Here is a 17,649-nt window from a genome sequence, read left to right as displayed (position 1 = left end):
GGTGCGGGAGGGTGGGCGATCGATGAAGACCGGATCGACCGGCGAGCCGGTGCTCGAGGTCCGGGACCTCCGCGTCTTCGTGAAGCGGGATCCGGGCGTCGTGCTGGTCGACCGGGTGTCGCTGAGCGTCAGCGCCGGCGAGTCCGTCGGCATCATCGGCGAGACAGGCAGCGGCAAGTCCCTGACCGCGCTGGCCGTCGCGGGGCTGCTGTCGCCCGAACTCGGCGTCGAGGGCAGCGTCGAGTTCGGCGGGCTGGATCTCCTGCAGCTCCCCGAGCGCGACCTGCGGGCCATCCGGGGGGCGCGGATCGGGATGGTGTTCCAGGACCCCAACGAGTCGCTGAACCCGGTGTTCCCCATCGGGAAGCAGCTCGGGTACGCGATCCGCGCGCACGCCGGCGGCCTGTCCGCCGCGGCGGTCCGCAGCCGGGCGCGCGAGCTGCTCGACCTGGTCGGCATCCCCCAGCCGGCCGAGCGCCTCGGCCAGTACCCCTACCAGCTCTCCGGCGGCATGCGGCAACGGGTCATGATCGCCATGGCCCTGGCGTCGGATCCGGAGCTGCTCATCGCCGACGAGCCCACCACCTCGCTGGACGTCAGCGTGCAGGCCGGCATCCTGGAGCTCATCGAAGGGCTGGCCCGGGACATGCGGCTCGCGACCCTGCTCATCACCCACGACCTCGGCGTCGTCGCCGGCCAGTGCGATCGGGTGCTCGCGATGTACGCCGGCCAGGTCGTCGAGTCCCGCCGGACCCGGGACTTCACCGCCGCCCCGGCGCACCCCTACTGCCAGGGCCTGCTGCGCTGCGTGCCCGACCCGTCCGAGCTCGGGGTGGTCCGACCCGGCATCCCCGGGACCCCACCGGCTCCGGGTTCGACCGACCAGGGCTGCCGGTTCCGCGAGCGCTGCGGGTACGCCACCGACGGCTGCGAGGCACCCCAGCAGCTCCTCGACGTCATCGACGGCGACACGGCGGGACTGGTGCGGTGCTGGCGCGCCGGGGGACTGCCGGGACCGACGATCGCCGCGACGTCGACGGGGGCGAGCGCATGAACCGCCGGACGCGATCGGAGACCCCGGTGCCGCACGAGATCGGCGACGGCGACGTCCTCCTCGAACTCCGCGACGTCAGCGTCAGCTACGGCGCGGGTGCCCGGGCCGTGCGCGCTGTCGACCGCGTCAGCCTCGCCGTTGCCGCCGGGGCGACGATGGCCATCATCGGGGAGAGCGGGTGCGGCAAGTCGTCCCTGGCCAAGGCCATCTGCGGGCTCGTGCCGATCGAGGCGGGCGAGATGACCTTCGCCGGTCAGGCCATCGGCACCGGTAGGGATCCGGCCGAGCTGGCCGGCCGCCTCGGCATCCAGATCGTGCTCCAGGACCCGACCGCGGGCCTCGACCCGCGGTGGCCGATCTGGCGCAGCGTCGCGGAGTCCCGCCGCCGGTTCTCCGAGTCGCGTCACGGGGCCCGCAGCCGAGCCCTGGAGGCGCTGTCGGAGGTGGGCATCGACGCGCACATGGCCGACCGGCGGCCCGCGCAGCTGTCCGGGGGCCAGCGCCAGCGGGTGACGATCGCCCGCGCGATCGCCGCGGAACCGCGGCTCATCGTGCTCGACGAGGCCGTCTCCGCGCTCGACGTCTCGGTGCGCAACGAGATCCTGGTGCTGCTGCAGGGGCTCAAGCAGCGGCACGGGCTGACGTTCGTGTTCATCACCCACGACATCTCGGTGGTCACCCAGTGCGCGACCGACGCCACGGTCCTCTACCTCGGGCGGGCGGTGGAGACGGGCACCGCGGCCGAGGTGCTGCGGGGCCGGTCGCACCCGTACACGAGGGCGCTGCTGTCGGCCGTGCCGACCCTGACCGGCGACCTCCGCGATCGCGTGCGGATGACCGGCGAACTGCCCAGCCTCGCGGCTCCACCCTCCGGCTGCCGCTTCCACACGCGGTGCCCGTTCGCCCAGCCGGTGTGCTCCGACGTCGAGCCGGACCTCGTCATCCGCGCCGGCGGCCATCCGGCGGCCTGCCACTTCGTGGGCGAGCTGCGCCCGGCGGCATCGGACGCGGTGGCGGAACCGAGCGCGGCCGGCTGAGCCTCAGGAGGCCGTGAGGCTGTCGCCGTCCGGCGCGTCGGGCGACCCGAGCCCCGACGCGACGCGGGCGAGCATGTCGTTGGTGCGGGTGGTGACGTCGAGGCACACCTCCCGGAAGGCGGCCAGCCGCTCCGGGGAGTAGCGGAAGGCCGGCGCGGACACCGACAGCACACCGATCAGGGCGCCGTTCGACAGCACCGGCGACGCCACCCCCCACGACTCCTTGCCCACCGACTCGACCACGCCGTCGCGCAGGGCCCGTTCGCAGTCGGCGATCAGGTCGGCGACCGGACGTGGTCCGCCCGAGCGCGTTTCGTAGTTGCCGTCGGCGTCGGTGATCGAGGGCAGGGTCTTCTTCAGCAGCCCGTGGGCGAGCAACATGATCCCCGAGGCCCCCTGGTGCAGGGGGAAGCGGCCGCCGACCGGCACCACGCGCCGGATCTGGTCCTTCGTCTCACCGACGGCGAGGCACTCGCGCATGCCGTTGCTCTCGACCATGAACAGCGAGGTCTCACCCGTCCGCTCGTTGAGCTCGGCCACCGCCGACTTGATCAGGCGCCAGACGAGGCTGTCGGGCTCCAGCGCGAGGAACATCCGGATGATCGCGGGCCCGGGGCCGTAGCCGTCGGCCCCACGGGAGACGAAGCCCTCACTTTCCAGTGAGTTGAGCAGCCGCACCGCTGTGGGCCCCGGCACATCGGCCGCCTTCTGCAGTTGCCCGGTCGACCGCACCCCTTCGCCCACGGCCTTGAGAAGCTTCAACGCCCGGACGACCGACCGCACAGGGGACGGTTCGGACCTGCGCGGCTGGTCCACGTGGTGGGCCCCTTCTTCCATCTGGTGACGACGACGAATATACCGGGGCGTAGGGGCGCGACGATGACGCTCCGCGACGACCGTTGGACGGAGGCGGAGTTCCGGCGACCAGTTCATCAGCTCCTGGTGCAGGCGTTCGCTGAGCCCGAACTCGGCCCCGGGGGTCGGACACCCCACCTCGTCCTACGATCCGCGCGTGGATCTTCTCCGACGGGTCGCGGAGGGTGGGGGTGAGCTCCTGCTCTTCGCGGTGACGCCGCCCCGACGTGAGGTCACCGCCGAGCGGGCCCAGCAGATCGCCGATGTCACGTTGGAGCGCCTGCGCCCGCTGGGTCTCGACGGCCTGGTGCTCTACGACATCGACGACGAGAGCGACCGGACCTCGGCCGAGCGGCCGTTCCCGTTCCTGCCGACCATGGACCCGGCGGACTACCTCGCCCGGCACCTGGCGGCGCTGGACGTTCCGGCCGTCGTCTACCGGGCGGTGGGCAAGTACTCCGAACGGGGCCTGCGGTCCTGGTTGGGCGCCCAGGACCCGGAGCGGGTGGCGTCGGTGTTCGTCGGGGCGTCCTCACAGGACAAGCCGGTGGCCACGTCGCTGGTGCGGGCTCAGCAACTGCGGGCCGAGACCCGGCCGGGGCTGGTTCTCGGTGGGGTCGCGATCCCGGAGCGCCACTCCCGTGGCGGCGACGAGCACCTGCGGATGCTCGCCAAGCAGGGCGCCGGCTGCTCCTTCTTCGTCACCCAGGTCGTCTACGACGTCAACGCGGCGAAGGACCTGGTCTCGGACTACCGCTTCGAGTGCGCGGCGCGCGGCGTCGCCCCGGCGCCGATCGTGTTCACCTTCTCGGTGGTCGGCTCGACGAAGACCCTGGAGTTCCTGGGTTGGCTCGGGGTCGACGTGCCGAGGTGGATCCAGAACGACCTGCGGCACGCGGAGGACCCGCTCTGGGCCTCCTACGAGCAGGCGCTGGCGATGGCCCGCGACCTGATCGCGTACTGCCGGCGGGTGGGGGTGCCGTTCGGGATCAACGTGGAGAGCGTCTCGATCCGGCAGGTCGAGATCGAGCAGTCGGTACGGTTGGCCGCGCGACTCGGGCAGGAGCTCCGCCGGCTGGGCTGACCGAGCGGGCCGCCCACCGGGTGCCCACCCCGGCGGCCGCCTCACCGCACGTCGAGATGACTGTTGACCGCACGACCCCCGCCGGCGGAGCCTCGGTCCCGAGCGGGGAGGGGTCCGGATGAAGATCACCGAGCTGGTGCCGTGGTTGGTGGGTTCCGCGGGCACCGGGTGGGGCGAGTACCTGTTCGTGGAGGTGCGCACGGACGAGGGGATCAGCGGCTGGGGCGAGGTCACCACCACGACGCCGACGGCGAACCGGGGCGTCGCGGCGCTGGTGCGCCAGGCGAACGACCTGCTCGTCGGCTGCGACCCGGCACGGATCGAGGACACCTGGCACAAGGTCTTCCGGGCCTTCACCTACATGGGTAGCCGTGGGGCGGGCACGAACGTCGTGAGCGCGGTCGACATCGCGCTGTGGGACATCCGCGGCAAGGTCCTCGGCCTTGCGGTGTGCGAGCTGCTCGGCGGCCGTGTCCGGGACGACCTGCTGATCTACACGCACCCCGACCAGCGCCGCTTCGACACCCCCGAGGGGGTCGTCGAGGAGATCCGCGGGATCGTCGGGTCCGGCCACACCGGGATCAAGTTCGACCCGTTCCCGCACCGGCCCGGGGTGTCGCCGTTCGAGGACCGGTACCTCGACGGCGCGCTGAGCCGGGCCGACGAGCGGCGGGCGATGGAGCTGACGGCGCTGGTCCGGGGGACCGCCGGCCCCGATGTCGAGCTGCTCATCGACGCGCACGGCCGGTTCGACGTGCCGACCGCCATCCGGCTCGGCCAGGCGCTGGACGAGCTCGGTGACATCCACTGGTACGAGGAACCGGTGCCGCCGGAGAGCTACCCGGCGCTCGCGCAGGTGCGCGAGCGCGTGCGCGTTCCGATCTCGGTCGGCGAGCGGTTGCACACCCGGTGGGACTTCGTCCCGGTGCTGGAGAACCGGCTGGCCGACTTCGTGATGCCGGACGTGACCTGGACCGGTGGGATCTCCGAGCTGAAGAAGATCGCCACCATGGCCGAGGCCTACTACGTCCCGATCTCGCCGCACGACGCCGCCGGCCCGGTCAACCTGGTCGCCGGCGGGCACGTGATGGCCACGGTGCCGAACTTCTACCGGATCGAGTCCAGCCGCCACGACCTGAGCAGCTACAACCAGTTCCTCACCACTCCGCTGGACAACACCGGGGGCAGGCTGCGGCTGCCCCCGGGACCCGGTCTGGGACTGGACTTCGACCTGGAGTACCTGCGCGGCAACGCCCGCGACGGGTTCCACGGCTGACCGCGCGGGAGCGCCGCGTCCGAACGGCACCATCCCCGTCGCCGACGCATCGGCGTCGACTCGCCCCCGGCATCGTCCGGGGCGGACGATGCCGAAGGAGATGGACGGTCCCTAGCGTGTGCACCACGGGCGGTCGGGTCGGGGACGCCTACACCGGCACGCGAACCGAGCTCATCCACACCGACCCGTCCCACAGCCGGAGGCGGTGCGCGCGCGGACTTCAGCGAGGAGCAGCCGGCCCACTCGGGAGGGGTGGGTCCGTCATGGCAGTCCAACCCCGCGGCCCCCGTCCGGGGCGCGGGCCGTTCGTACGGGAGAACCGATGGCAGGAGAGTTTCGCGGTCAGATCGAACCGGACGTGGCCCGGTGACCGACAGCCGTCCGGTGACGCCGACCGTCGCCGCCGCGCCGGCGCGGCCATGGGCCGCGGCGGCACTGGTCGACGTCTTCGTCTACGTGGTCGTGCTCAACCTGTTCATCGAGTACCTCCCGCAGGTGGTCAGCGAGACCTTCACCCTCTCCCTGCTCACGGCCGTCCTGCTCAAGGGCGTGCTCGAAGTCGTTCTCATCGCCAAGAAGCTCGTGGTGGCGCGCTTCCGCCGGGCGTCGCGGCCACTCGGCCGGATCGTGGCCGCGGTCCTGGTGTGGGCGGTGGCGTTCGGGAGCAAGTTCCTCGTCCTGGAGGTCGTGGACGCCGTCTTCGGCGACCGCGTCCGCATCGGCGGGTTCTTCGCGGTGACCCTGCTGGTCATCACGCTGCTGCTGTGCAGGGCGGTCGTCCGGCGGGTGATCGAGGGCTCGCACGAGCGGACGGAGCACGAGGACGCCCGGTAGGTCGGCATCCCACCGATCCCGCGCTCAGGTGTTGTGCCGGATGATCGCGGGGGTGCCGGGTACCGGCTGCCGGCTCAGCGCCTCGGCCTCGGCGGCGTCGAGCGCTCCGATCTCGCCGAGCAGCGCGACCGATCTGCGCCAGAAGGCCCGCGCCCGGTCGTGGTCGCCCAGCGCGTGGTGGGCGTCGCCCAGGCCCCACAGGGCCTCGGCGTCCTGGTAGCTGTCGCCGACGCGCTGGGCGATGGCGCGGCCCTCGTGGAAGTGGGCCAGCGCGGCGTCGTGGTCGCCGGCCCGGTGCCTGGTCCAGCCGAGGTTCGCCAGGGCGACGGCCTCACCGCTGGGGTCCTCGATCTCCCGGTTGATCTGCGCGGCGCGGGTGTGGCACCGGATGGCCTCGGGGAACCGGGACAGGCGCTGGTGGATGAGCCCGAGGTGGTTCAGGGTCGCGGCTTGGCCGTAGCGGTGCCCGATCTCGATGCAGATGGTGTAGGCGGAGGTGAGGCAGTCGACGGCCTCGGGGAGCCGGTCGAGCTGCCGCAGTGCGTAACCGAGGATGTTGAGGCACGCCTGCTCGCTGCGCCGGTCGCCGGTCTCCCGCCACACGGCGAGAGCGCGTCGGGTGGCGGCCATCGCACGGTCGGCCGCGCCCAGCCGGACGCAGGTCCAGCCGATGTCGGTCTCGGCGAACGCCGCCTCGACCGCATCGCCGAGTCGGTGCGCGGCCGCCGCGGCGAGCTCCCGCACCACGACGATGTCGCTCCAGTGCCCGATGAGGTCGAACGGGCGGTTCAGCGCGGCCGTGAGCCGGACGGCCAGCCGAGCGGTGTCGTCGGGACCGTCGAGCGCCTGGCGGGCGAGCGCGATGAGGTTCTCGCGCTCCGCGGCGACCCAGGCCCACGCCTCGGCGTGCGACGCGAGGACGAAGCGCCCCGCCAGCTCCTTGTCCGAAGGCTCGGGTTGGTGCCGGCTGATCGGGTTGATCAGGAGGTTGGCCTGGCCCGCGGCGTCGAGGTAGCAGTGCAGCAGCCGGCTCAGCGCGTCGTCTCCGCCGTCTCCGTTGTCGCCGCCGTCTCCGTCGGTCCGGGCGAGCTCGCGCGCGTACAGGCGCAGGAGGTCGTGCGTGTCGTAGCGGCCCGGCCGGGGCGAGTCCACCATCCGGTCGTCGACGAGACGTTCGAGCGCGTCGGTGGCGTCGTCCTGGTGGGCGTCGAGCAGCGCGGCGGCCGCGGGGACGCTCAGGTCGACCCAGTCCACCGCGCCGAGGAGCCGGAACATCCGCGCCGCGGCGCGGTCGACGTCGTCCCCGGCGACGAGGGCCCGGTAGCTGACCGCGAAGCCCGCGCGGACCGCCCGGTCGCCCACGGCGAGCTCGCCGAGGCGGCGGTCCTCGTCGGCGAGGCGGTCGGCCAGCGCGGCGACGGTCCAGCTCGGGCGCGCGGCCAGCCGGGCGCCGGCCAGGCGCAGCGCCAGCGGCAGCCGGGCGCACATGTCGACGACCGCTGCCGCCGCCGCGGGCTCGACCTCGGCCCGGTCGCTTCCGACGGGCTCGGCGAACAGGGCGTGCGCCTCCTCCACCGTGAGCACGTCGAGGCGGACGTGCGCCACGTCGTCCAGTGCGGTGAGCTCCCGCCGGCTGGTGATCAGTACCGTGCTCCCGGAGCCGCCGGGCAGCAGCCGGCGCACCTGGTCCTCGGAGCGGGCGTCGTCCAGGACGACCAGCACCCGCTTCCCGGCCAGCGCCGAGCGGTACCGGGCGGCGAGCTCCCGCTCGTCCGCCGGGATGCGATCGGGCGGTGACCCGAGACCGCGCAGCAGCTGACCGAGCGCCTCGGGGGTGGAGATCGGCGGCGCCGACGCGTGTCCCCGCAGTTCGAGGTAGAGCTGCCCGTCCGGGAACCGGTCGGCGACCTGGTGCGCGAAGTGGACCACCAGTGCCGTCTTCCCCACCCCGGCCGTCCCGTTCACCGCGACCACGACCGGCCTCCCGGGCGCCGCACCGCTGCGGTGCAGGTCGTGCAGCCGGGCGAGCTGCCGGGCGCGGCCGGTGAAGGTGCGCACGTCCGCCGGGAGCTGCCGGGGGACGTCGACGGGACCGTCGCGGTCCGAGGTGCCCTCCTCCTCGCCGAGGATGCGCCGGTGCAGCCGCTCCAGCTCGGCGCCCGGCTCCAGCCCCAGCTCCGCGCGCAGGGCATCCCGGGTGGACCGGTACGCCTGCAGCGCCTCCGCCTCCCGCCCGGCCCGGTGCAGCGCGAGGACGAGCCGACCCGCGACGCGCTCGTCCAGCGGGTGCTCCGCGGCGTCGGCCCGGAGCTCGGCGAGGACGTCCACGTGCCGCGGCGTACCCGGCCCGGCGCCACGCGCGCGCGGTACCCCGCGCAGGGCGGTGCGCTCGGCGTCGGTCAGGTCGAGGACGTCGGCGAGCCGCCGCAGCGTCGCCCCCTGCGGCCGCACGCCGGGCCCGTTCTCCAGCCTGCGGATGGTGCGGGCACTCACGCCCGCGCGCTCGGCGAGCTCCTCCTGCGTGAGCAGCGCCCGTTCCCGCCACGCGCGCAGCAGGGTCGACGGATCCGCGCCGCCCGGTGGTTCCGACTGCATCGCCCTCCCCCCGAAGGTGTGCTGCCGATGACACTATCCGTGCGCGGCGACAGCGTGGCGGGGCGTGGATCGCCCGGTCGCCGGGGGCCGACGACGTGCCGGGCCGCCGCTGTGCGGCAGGAACCGGGCGGTTCATGGCCGTATCCGGGCTCCCGGTGGTCCCGGGAGGAGACACCGGATCAGTTCGACCCGATGGGGCCGCCTGAGGTTCCGGATCGCGCGGTGGGGTCGGACGAGGCGGGAACGCCGGCCGGATCGTCATGAGCCGACGAGGTGGGGCTCGGCGTCGACGCCGTGGCCGCCGGTCGGGTCCGGCACCGCGGCCAGGAACCGGCGCCGGTAGTCGCGCGGCGATTCCCCGGCGATCTGGATGAACTGCCGGCGCAGGTTGCTCGCGCTGCCCAGGCCGCTGAGCCTGGCGATGCGGTCGATCGAGTGCCCGGTCGTCTCCAGCAGTTCCTGGGCGAGCCGGATGCGCTGGGTGAGCAGCCAGCGCGCCGGGCTGGTCCCCAGGGCGGCGTGGAACCGGCGGGCCAGCGTCCGCGAGCTCACGTTGGCGGCCCGGGCCAGCTCGGCGAGCGACAGCGGCTGGTCGAGCCGCTCGGTCGCCCACACCAGCAGCTCACCGAGCCCCTTGCTGGCGGCGGCGAACGGTCGGCTGTTCTGCGGGACCCCACCCGCCCGGTGCGGTGCGGCCAGGACCCTGCGGGCGAGGTCACCGGCGACGGTGGCGCCGTGGTCCTGCCGGACCAGGTCGAGGCACAGGTCGAGGGTCGCGGCGGCGCCGGCCGCGGTGATCACCCGGCCGGACTGGGCGTAGAGCGCGGACGCGTCGAGCCGCAGGTCCCGGTGGCGGCGGTCCTGCGCCACCGCCCAGTGGGTGGTGGCGCCGCGGACCGGGAGGAGCCCGGCGACATCGAGCACGACGACGCCCGAGCCCAACGCGACGATCCGCCCGCCGCGGCCGTGGACCCGGTGCAGCGCGTCCCGCAGGGCCTGCACCCACCCGTCCGTGAGCTGGACGCCGTTCGGGATGACGACGGTGTCGGCCTCGGCCAGTCCGTCGAGCCCGTGGGAGGCGGTCACCGAGAATCCCGACCGGAGCGCCACGGTGCCGGGTCCCGCCGCGCACACCCGCAGCTCGTACCGCCGGCCGGCGTCGCCGCTGCGGGGTGCGACCGAGTGGTCCGGGCCGAACACCGAGGCCACGATCGCCAGTTCGAGCTCGGAGGCCGACTCCGCGGCGACCAGTCCGACGATCCGCTGGACGGGGCCGCATCGGGCGTCCGACCGGTGAGCCGTGTCGTTCACGACCCTGAGCCTGTCCAGAGCCCCGGTGCGCGGCCAGGCAACCGACCGGACATCCACCGGACATCCCGGGTGAACCGCTGGGTGGTTGATGACGAGCACGCCGTCGCCGTACGTGCCGTCGAGCATGACTTCGGCTGCTCGCGGGAATGATTCCCGGCGCCGTTCCCCGGCGCGTCGCGATCACGCTACGAAGGAGCCGGTTCGCCGGTCTCGCACAGAAGCGACAGCGAATTCCTCGCATTCCGAGGTTTCTGGGCCCACGCAGCTGATGCCACCGCCGTCGCCCCGGAGCCACCTGATCGTCGTCGTGGCCACCGGCGGCTCCGGCGGCGGGCATCACCCGATGGGCGTCACGTCATCCAGTAGATGTAGCCGTCCCACTTGCCGTCGCTGTACCGGAGGCAGTTCCACCCGTCGGCGTGCTCGCGGGACATCGCGTTCGCCCCCTGCTGGTCGCAGGTGGCGAGGGTCGGGTAGTCGCGGCCGAACCACTTCGTGATGATGCCGGCCTCCGCGGCGGTCGCCGGCGCGGTCACCACGGCGGTGAGCGCCAGGCCGAGCGCGGCCGTGGCGCCGGCCCGCGCCGCGAACCGACGTGTCGATGTCCTCAATCCGATACTCATTCGCTCCTCCTCATGGCGGGTGTCCCCGAAAGCCCGCCGTTCGGCCAGTCAACACTCCGGAACGCACTGGCCGCGAGGGCCGACAACGCCAATTCCGCGCGATTCTTGCCATTCGCTCGTTTCCGCGGACGGCCACCCGCGCCGCGCACTACCGTTCGCCGCGTGAGCTACCCACTGCAGGCGGGACACCCGTGTGGCGGGTGCTGCCGTCCGTGGGGGAGCGGTACGTCGGAGCCGAGCGGGGGGCGGATCGATGAGTGGGACCACATCGCGTGGTGAGGGGCGCGGGGCGCTGCGGAGCCTGGGGGTGCTGCTCCTGGTGGGCGGCCTGTTCTTCCTGGTGGGGACGTTCCTCACCGGCGACCCGACGAACATCGAGTGCGACGGCCAACGGATGGGTCCCGGCGACGTCTGCATCAGCACCGACGCGAGCTCCAGCGGGTCGTACGAGAAGCTGGTGGCCGAGCAGGTCGAGTCGGAGCGGGCCAAGCCGGGGCAGCGGCCGTACCTGGTGCTGGCGGTGGTCGCGGGGGCGGGGCTCGTGGTCGGGACGACGGTCGCGGGCGCGCGGGCGCGTCGACGTTCCGGCGGGTGAGCGGCGGGGGGAACCGCGAGGCTGCGAGAGCTACGGCTGGACCAGCGCTGTCGTTCGTCAGGCGCCCAGGTGCGACCTCGCGCTCAACGAACCGAGCAGGGCCAGGGACTCGCTGCTCGGGGAACCCGGCTCGGCGTGGTAGACGACGAGTTCCTGGCCGGGGCTCGACCGGACGTCGAAGGTCTGCATGGTCAGGGTCAACGGCCCGACCTCGCGGTGGCGGAGGCGCTTGCGCTCCATGGCCTTGCTGCGGGCGTCGTGGGCGGCCCACAGCCGGGCGAACTCCGGGCTGGCGGCGAGCAGTTCCGCCAGTACCTGCTGGGTCCGTGGGTCGTCGGGAGCCTGGCCGTGGGCGAGCCGGAACCCGGCGACCGAGTTGCGCGCGACGTCGTGCCAGTCCTGGTAGAAGCTGCGGGCAGCGGGGTCGGTGAAGACCACGTGCATGAGGTTCCGCGAGTGCGACCAGGAATGGAAGAGCGCGTCCGCGATGGGGTTGGACGCCAGCACGTCGTAGGCCCGGTTGTAGACGACGGCCGGGTTGCTCGGCCAGGCGTCCATGAGCTGCAGCAGGTTCGGATCGACGTGCTCGCTGACGGCGGCGGTCCGCGACCGCGGGCTCTGCCCGGCCAGGCGGAACAGGTGCTGGCGGCTGTCCTCGTCGAGCCGCAGCGCGACGCCGAGCGCGTCGACCACCTGCGCCGACGGGAACCGCTCCCGGCCCTGTTCCAGGCGCGTGTAGTAGTCGACGCTGATACCGGCCAGCATCGCGACCTCTTCGCGGCGCAGGCCCGCCACCCGGCGGCGACCGGAGCTGGGCAGGTTGACGTCGGCGGGTCTCACCTGTGCGCGGCGGGCGCTGATGTAGGCGCCCAGTTCCGACGGAGGCATGGGTCCAGGTTAGAGAGCGCCGAGGCCGTGAAGGTGGGTGCAGCGCTCCCCGGAACGCAGCGGCCTGCCACGTGCACGCCGCCGCGACGAGCATCCCGGTCATGCAGCCGAACCAGCCGAACCAGACGAGCCAGACGAGCCAGAACGATCCGGTCGACCGCAAGGTGGTGCTCGTGACCGGTGCCAGCAGCGGGATCGGCGAGGGCATCGCCACCCGGCTGGTCGCAGAGGGCCACCACGTGGTCGCCGGCGCACGCCGCACCGGTCACCTGCGGGCCCTCGCCGACCGCACGGCCGGAGCGGCGACCCGGTCGGGCGGCAGCCTGCATCCCCTCGAACTCGACGTGACCGAGCGGGCGAGTGTCGCGGCGTTCGTGGACGGCGCCCGCCGACGGTTCGGGAGGGTCGACGTGTTCGTCAACAACGCCGGGGTCATGCCCCTGTCGCGGCTGGACTCGCTCCTGGTCGACGAGTGGGACCGGATGATCGACGTGAACGTCCGGGGCCTGTTGCACGGGATAGCGGCCGCCCTCCCGGTCTTCGCCGACCAGGGATCCGGTCACTTCGTGACGATCGCGAGCATCGGCGCCCACCAGGTCGTGCCGACCTCGGCGGTGTACTCGGCCTCCAAGTACGCCGCCTGGGCGATCACCGAGGGCCTGCGCCAGGAGTCCGATCCGTCGATCCGGGTCACCACCGTCAGCCCCGGGGTCGTCGACTCCGAGCTCGCCGACAGCATCACCGACCCGGGTGCGGCCGCGGCGATGCGCACCTACCGCGCGAACGCGATCGCTCCGGACGCCATCGCCCGGGCCGTCGGCTTCGCGATCGACCAACCGGCCGACGTCGACGTCAACGAGGTCATCGTCCGACCGACCCGGCAGCGCTGAACCGCGACGGTGGGCCTCGGGCTCGTCTTCCCGGCTCACGGGGTGGGTTCGGGGCGCAGCGCGTCGAGGTGGTCCTCGACCGGCCCGGCGGACAGCATCCCGGTCCCGGCGCCCGCCAGCTCACCGGCGGCGGGGCCGAGTGCGAGTGCGGCACGGGCGACGACCTCCCGATCCCCGACGGCCAGGCCCGCTCGTCCGGCGAGGCACCACAGGACCTCGATCAGGTGGCCGGGCGGGGGGTCGGGGAGCGCCCGCACGGCCGCCCTGGCCCGTGCCCGCTCCCCGGCGGCGAGCATCACGTGCGGGACGATCCACGGCTCGTACGGTCCGAGCGGTCCGAGGGAGCCGAGCCGGTCCGCCGGTTCCCCTCGCCGCAGGCGACGCGCGACCAGCGTCAGCGCGAGGAGCCCGTCGGCCAGGCCGGGCATCCCGGCGTCGCCGAGCAGGCGCGCGGCGTCGCGGTAGCGGGTCTCGGCGTGCGGATCGTCGCGGAGGTCGGCGCGCAGCGCGTGGAACCAGGTGACGAAGACCCGGATCAGCGGGCGTTCGTGCTGCCGGTCCAGTTCGATCAGTGCGTGCGCGTGCTGCTCGGCACCGGCGAGGTCGTCCAGCGCGCAGCGCGCCTGCAGTCGGATCAGGTGCCCGAGCGCGATCGAGGTGGTCGACTCGTGCCGCACCCCCAGGGCGAGGATCTCGGCGCCGATGCCGTCGCGGTGGGCGGCGAGCCCTGCCCGGTCGAAGCAGTGCAGGAATCGGCCGTTCAGCGCGGTCGCCACCAGCGCCGGGTCGCCGTGGGAGCGGGCGAGGCCCTCGGCCTGCGCCGCCGCCTCGCTGCCCCGCGGGTCGGTGCTCCCGCGGCTCTCCCGGGCGATCGTGGTGAGCAGGCGGACCCGGGTCGGGACCGGGGCATCGTCGCCGAGCCGGCGCAGGGTGCGCTCCGCGGCCGCGAGCACCTGCGCGGAGGCGGTCGGGTCGTCGGGCCGGGTCCAGACGCTGGGCACGTCGAACCCGGTGATCACCCGAGCGGTGAGGTGCGGATCGTCGAGTTCCTCGGCCGCGGCCACGGTCGCGGCGTGCCGGACGGTCGCCTCCGCCGGCCCGCCCCCGTGCACGGCGAGGCCGGCGAGCAGCGCGGTCGTCGAGGTCAGCGTGGCGCGGGGGCCGATGCCCGGGCCCCACGCCGCGGCGGCGCGGGTGAGGGCGTCGTGCACGCCCTGTGCCGGCCCCTCGGGAGGCGGGTCGAGGTGGGGTGCCCGGCGCAGGATGTCGACCTCCAGCGCGGCCAGTCGCGGGCCGGGGTCGGTGCCGAGGTGCTCGACGAGCTCGCGGCGGGCCCGGCGCAGGGCGGCGAGCGCGTCCCCGGCGCGGTCGCCGCGGTAGAGGGCGAGCGCGAGCAGTCGCCATCCCTCCTCGCGCCAGGGATGGTCGGTGACGTGGGCGTCGAGGTCCGGGACGGCCTCGGCGGGACGGCCGGCGGCGAGCAGCGCCTCGCCGAGCCGTTCGACGGCCGACAGCCGGAGCTGGCCGAGGCGGGCGCGCTCGGCGCGCGCCCAGGACGCGTCGGGGAAGTCGGCGTACGCCTGGCCCCGCCACAGGGCCAGCGCCGCACGCAGCGTCGTGACCGCACGCTCCGCGGGATCACCTTCACCGGCCGGGGCTGCGACGGCTGACTCGAACCGGGCGCTGTCGAGGAGTTCCGGCGCGGCGTGGAACGCGTAGCCAGGACCCTCGGTGACGATCAGCCGCGGCGGTGTTCCGGGCGGGCGGCCCGGTTCGAGGTCGGCGCGCAGCGCCGAGACGAAGGTGCGCACGGAGCCGACGGGGTCGCGGGGCAGCGGCGCGTCCTCCCAGAGGTCGTCCACCAGCTGGGCGACCGACACGACCCGACCCCGGGCCACGATCAACCGGGCCAGCACGGCCGTGTGCCGAGGTCCCCGCAGGTCGATCTCCGCCCCCGCACCGTCCCGCGCGGTGACCGGCCCGAGCACGGTGATCCCGGCGACGGCCGTTGTCCGCCGCGTCACCGGTACTGACCGGGTACTGATCGGGCCGGGTGAGGCTGGGACCCGGCCGAACGAGAGGAACAGCCATGCCCCCCGAGATCCCCGGCTTCCGCACCGAACGCGTTCCCACTGCTGACGGGACGATGCTGAACGTGGCGACCGCGGGTTCCGGCCCGGCGGTCGTGCTGCTGCACGGCTTCCCCCAGACCCACCTGATGTGGCGGCACGTGGCCGCCGCACTCGCTGTCGACCACCACGTCATCTGCCCGGACCTGCGCGGGTACGGAGCCAGTGACAAGCCGGAGGCGGCCACCCCCGACGTCTACGCGAAGCGCACGATGGCCGCGGACGTCGTGGCCGTCGCCGGTCGCCTCGGCGCCCGGCGGTTCGCCCTGGTCGGTCACGACCGCGGCGCCCTGGTCGCCGTGCGGGCCGGTCTCGACCACCCAGAGACGATCACTCACCTCGGCATCCTCGACGTCCTGCCGACCCTCGACATGTGGGACATCCTGCACGGAGCCGACGCGGCGGTCGCGTTCCACCTCTACCTGATGGCGCAGCCGCCCGGCCTGCCGGAGGAGATGATCTCCCGCAGCGCCGACGCCTTCTTCGCGTACTTCCTCGACGCCTGGAGCACCGACCCGGCGGCGATCCCGCCCGACGTGCGGGCGGAGTACCTGCGCGCCTCCCGGGACGCCGTCGCCTCGATCGTGGCCGACTACCGCGCCTCGGCCGGGATCGACGTCGAGCACGACCGGGTCGACCGCGACGCCGGGCGACGGCTGCCCATGCCGGTCACCGTCGTCCAGCAGGACTGGGGGGCGGCGCTCGGGTACGACGCCGTCGCCCTGTGGCGGCGGTGGGCCGACGACCTGGACCACCGCACCCGGGCCTGGGGGCACTTCATGGCCGAGCAGGCGCCGGACGAGGTCACCGCGATGATCCGGGAACTGCTGGCCCGCGCGCCCCGCAGGGAGGCAGCCGCCTCGGCCCGGGCGAGCAGGCGTTCGACTGCCCCGATCTCGACGTGCCGGCCGGGGCATTGACGGAACGGGCAAAGATCAAGTGCGTCCAGCGTGACGCCCGACGGAGCCAGATCGTCCGAGAGGCGGCAAGGACCACCTGCTTGTCGATGCCGCAGCGCTGCGGTCCGGGGTCCAGCCCCGGGTCACGATTGGGCCGGGGTGGCGACGGTCCGCCCGCCGACCGTGGTGTCGTCCCCGCCACCCGCCTTCTCCCGCCGGATCGCCAGCGCGAGCGCGAAGACCAGGCCCACCCCGACGGCCGCCGCGGCGGCGAGGGCGTAGTAGGGCGCGACGAGGCTGCCGGTCGCCTCCTCGATGAGGCCGTAGGCGACCGGGCCGACGAAGCCGCCGGTGATGCCCAGCATGTTGATGAAGGCCAGGCCGGCCGCGGCGAGCAGGCCCGACATCCGCGACATGGCGACCGACCAGAACAGCGGCAGCGTGCCGAGTGCGAAGAAGCTGGAAAGGAAGATGAGCCCGACGCTCCAGGTCGGGCTGGACACGGCCGGGAACGCGAGCACGATGACCAGGCCGGATCCCGCGCACAGCCCGATCAGCGCGATCTCGCGGTCGAATCGGCGCTGCAGCCACGGGAAGAACAGCACGCCGGCCAGCCCGGCGATGCCGCTGCCGCCGGCCACCACCCCGATGAGGAAGGGGCTGGACAGACCCAACGACTGGATCAGCGCCGGGAAGTTGAAGCCGATGCCGGAGCTGATCGCCTGGTTGATGAAGTAGATGGTGGCCAGGATCAGCACCGTGGGCCGGCCGAACGCGAGCCGCAGGTTTCCGCGCATCCGGGTGGCCGACGGGGCGTCCTGACCGACGGCCCGCTCGGTGAGCACCGCGGCCTCCTCCTCGGTCAGCCACTTCGCGTCGGCGGGGCGGTTGGGCAGCGTGAACCAGACGAGCACGCCGACGAGGATCGTGACCAGCCCCTCGACGAGGAACATCCACTGCCAACCGTGCAGGCCGGCCGCGCCGTCGAGCTCCATCAGCGCGCCACCGGCCGGGGAGCCGAGGATGATCGCCACGCAGGGCGCGGTGTAGATCAGGCCCACCACGGTGACCCGGTGCTTCTGCGAGAACCACTGGGTGACCATGTACATCAGTGCCGGGAACAGGCCGGCCTCGGTCGCGCCGAGCAGCACCCGCAGCGCGTAGAACGACAGCTCGTCCTGGACGAACATCATGGCCGCGCTGACCGCGCCCCAGGTCACCGCGATCCTGGTGATCCACAGCCGGGCGCCGATCCGGTAGAGGACCAGGTTGCTCGGCACCTCCAGCAGGGCGTAGCTGAGGAAGAACAGCCCCGCGCCCAGGCCGTAGGCCGCCGCGCCGATGCCGATGTCGGCCTCCAGCGCCGTCTTGGCCAGGGCGATGTTGGTCCGGTCCACGTAGGACATGAAGTAGGCGATGCCGAGCACCGGCAGCAGCCGGGTCATGGCCTTGCGGGTGGCTCGCTCGTGCAGGAGGTCTCGTGCGTTCGTCATCGGACGCTCCTCGGGGTCGGCGGTGCGGTGCCCGCCATCGGCCGTGCACAGGTCGGTGCCGGTAGACGGGCTTTGTAGGCCTCCTA

Annotated in this window: 15 protein-coding genes; 8 read left to right on the top strand and 7 right to left on the bottom strand. The window is 73.6% G+C overall.

Annotated elements, in window-relative coordinates; genetic code table 11:
* The first annotated feature begins 22 nt into the window (after positions 1-22).
* On the top strand, positions 23-1,054 hold the full coding sequence (locus KIK08_RS02345) for an ABC transporter ATP-binding protein (RefSeq protein ID WP_214401275.1): 1,032 nt from the start codon (positions 23-25) through the stop codon (positions 1,052-1,054).
* Between the two features lie 26 nt (positions 1,055-1,080).
* Entirely contained in the window at positions 1,081-2,091 is a 1,011-nt protein-coding gene (locus tag KIK08_RS02340; RefSeq protein WP_214401274.1) for an ABC transporter ATP-binding protein, read from the top strand.
* 3 nt (positions 2,092-2,094) lie between these two features.
* On the opposite strand, the gene KIK08_RS02335 is transcribed toward KIK08_RS02340, so the two are convergent.
* A complete protein-coding gene (locus tag KIK08_RS02335) occupies positions 2,095-2,928 on the bottom strand; it encodes an IclR family transcriptional regulator (protein WP_256446077.1) in 834 nt (277 codons plus the stop codon).
* Between the two features lie 175 nt (positions 2,929-3,103).
* Between KIK08_RS02335 and KIK08_RS02330 the strand changes: the two genes are divergently transcribed.
* The 3 genes from KIK08_RS02330 (at position 3,104) to KIK08_RS02320 (ending at position 6,140) form a co-directional block, all read left to right on the top strand.
* Positions 3,104-4,030: a methylenetetrahydrofolate reductase gene (locus tag KIK08_RS02330; protein WP_214401272.1), complete on the top strand. Its 927-nt coding sequence runs from the start codon at positions 3,104-3,106 to the stop codon at positions 4,028-4,030.
* Between the two features lie 118 nt (positions 4,031-4,148).
* Positions 4,149-5,306 (top strand): mandelate racemase/muconate lactonizing enzyme family protein, encoded by a 1,158-nt coding sequence (locus tag KIK08_RS02325; protein ID WP_214401271.1) that lies wholly within the window; start codon positions 4,149-4,151, stop codon positions 5,304-5,306.
* Positions 5,307-5,672: 366 nt separating this feature from the next.
* Positions 5,673-6,140 (top strand): hypothetical protein, encoded by a 468-nt coding sequence (locus tag KIK08_RS02320; protein WP_308257341.1) that lies wholly within the window; start codon positions 5,673-5,675, stop codon positions 6,138-6,140.
* A 24-nt stretch (positions 6,141-6,164) separates the two neighbouring features.
* Here KIK08_RS02320 and KIK08_RS02315 read toward each other — a convergent pair whose 3' ends face one another.
* The 3 genes from KIK08_RS02315 to KIK08_RS02305 all read right to left on the bottom strand — a co-directional run bounded on the left by KIK08_RS02315 (position 6,165) and on the right by KIK08_RS02305 (position 10,669).
* Positions 6,165-8,735, bottom strand: a complete 2,571-nt coding sequence (locus KIK08_RS02315) for an ATP-binding protein (protein WP_214401270.1) — start codon at positions 8,733-8,735, stop codon at positions 6,165-6,167.
* Positions 8,736-8,993: 258 nt separating this feature from the next.
* The gene (locus tag KIK08_RS02310) at positions 8,994-10,046 is read right to left on the bottom strand and encodes a GlxA family transcriptional regulator (RefSeq protein ID WP_308257340.1); all 1,053 of its coding nucleotides are present in this window, start codon (positions 10,044-10,046) and stop codon (positions 8,994-8,996) included.
* 350 nt (positions 10,047-10,396) lie between these two features.
* Positions 10,397-10,669 (bottom strand): hypothetical protein, encoded by a 273-nt coding sequence (locus KIK08_RS02305; protein WP_214401268.1) that lies wholly within the window; start codon positions 10,667-10,669, stop codon positions 10,397-10,399.
* A gap of 307 nt (positions 10,670-10,976) precedes the next feature.
* On the opposite strand from KIK08_RS02305, the gene KIK08_RS02300 reads away from it, so the two are divergent.
* A complete protein-coding gene (locus KIK08_RS02300) occupies positions 10,977-11,264 on the top strand; it encodes a hypothetical protein (RefSeq protein WP_214401267.1) in 288 nt (95 codons plus the stop codon).
* A 57-nt stretch (positions 11,265-11,321) separates the two neighbouring features.
* Here the strand turns inward: KIK08_RS02300 and KIK08_RS02295 are convergent, their stop codons facing one another.
* On the bottom strand, positions 11,322-12,152 hold the full coding sequence (locus tag KIK08_RS02295) for a helix-turn-helix transcriptional regulator (protein WP_214401266.1): 831 nt from the start codon (positions 12,150-12,152) through the stop codon (positions 11,322-11,324).
* Between the two features lie 101 nt (positions 12,153-12,253).
* Here KIK08_RS02295 and KIK08_RS02290 point away from each other — a divergent pair, with 101 nt between their 5' ends.
* Entirely contained in the window at positions 12,254-13,042 is a 789-nt protein-coding gene (locus tag KIK08_RS02290; RefSeq protein WP_214401265.1) for an SDR family oxidoreductase, read from the top strand.
* A gap of 35 nt (positions 13,043-13,077) precedes the next feature.
* On the opposite strand, the gene KIK08_RS02285 is transcribed toward KIK08_RS02290, so the two are convergent.
* On the bottom strand, positions 13,078-15,066 hold the full coding sequence (locus KIK08_RS02285) for an AfsR/SARP family transcriptional regulator (protein ID WP_308257339.1): 1,989 nt from the start codon (positions 15,064-15,066) through the stop codon (positions 13,078-13,080).
* Between the two features lie 65 nt (positions 15,067-15,131).
* Here KIK08_RS02285 and KIK08_RS02280 point away from each other — a divergent pair, with 65 nt between their 5' ends.
* Entirely contained in the window at positions 15,132-16,091 is a 960-nt protein-coding gene (locus tag KIK08_RS02280) for an alpha/beta fold hydrolase (RefSeq protein WP_214401264.1), read from the top strand.
* Positions 16,092-16,213: 122 nt separating this feature from the next.
* Here the strand turns inward: KIK08_RS02280 and KIK08_RS02275 are convergent, their stop codons facing one another.
* Positions 16,214-17,563 (bottom strand): MFS transporter, encoded by a 1,350-nt coding sequence (locus KIK08_RS02275; RefSeq protein ID WP_214401263.1) that lies wholly within the window; start codon positions 17,561-17,563, stop codon positions 16,214-16,216.
* Positions 17,564-17,649: the final 86 nt, after the last annotated feature.

It is taken from the genome of Pseudonocardia lacus (assembly GCF_018531445.1).
In the GTDB taxonomy this organism is placed as follows: Bacteria; Actinomycetota; Actinomycetes; order Mycobacteriales; family Pseudonocardiaceae; genus Pseudonocardia; species Pseudonocardia lacus.
The sequence above is the reverse complement of the archived record's forward strand: the minus strand, read 5'-3'. Positions and strand labels throughout refer to the sequence as shown.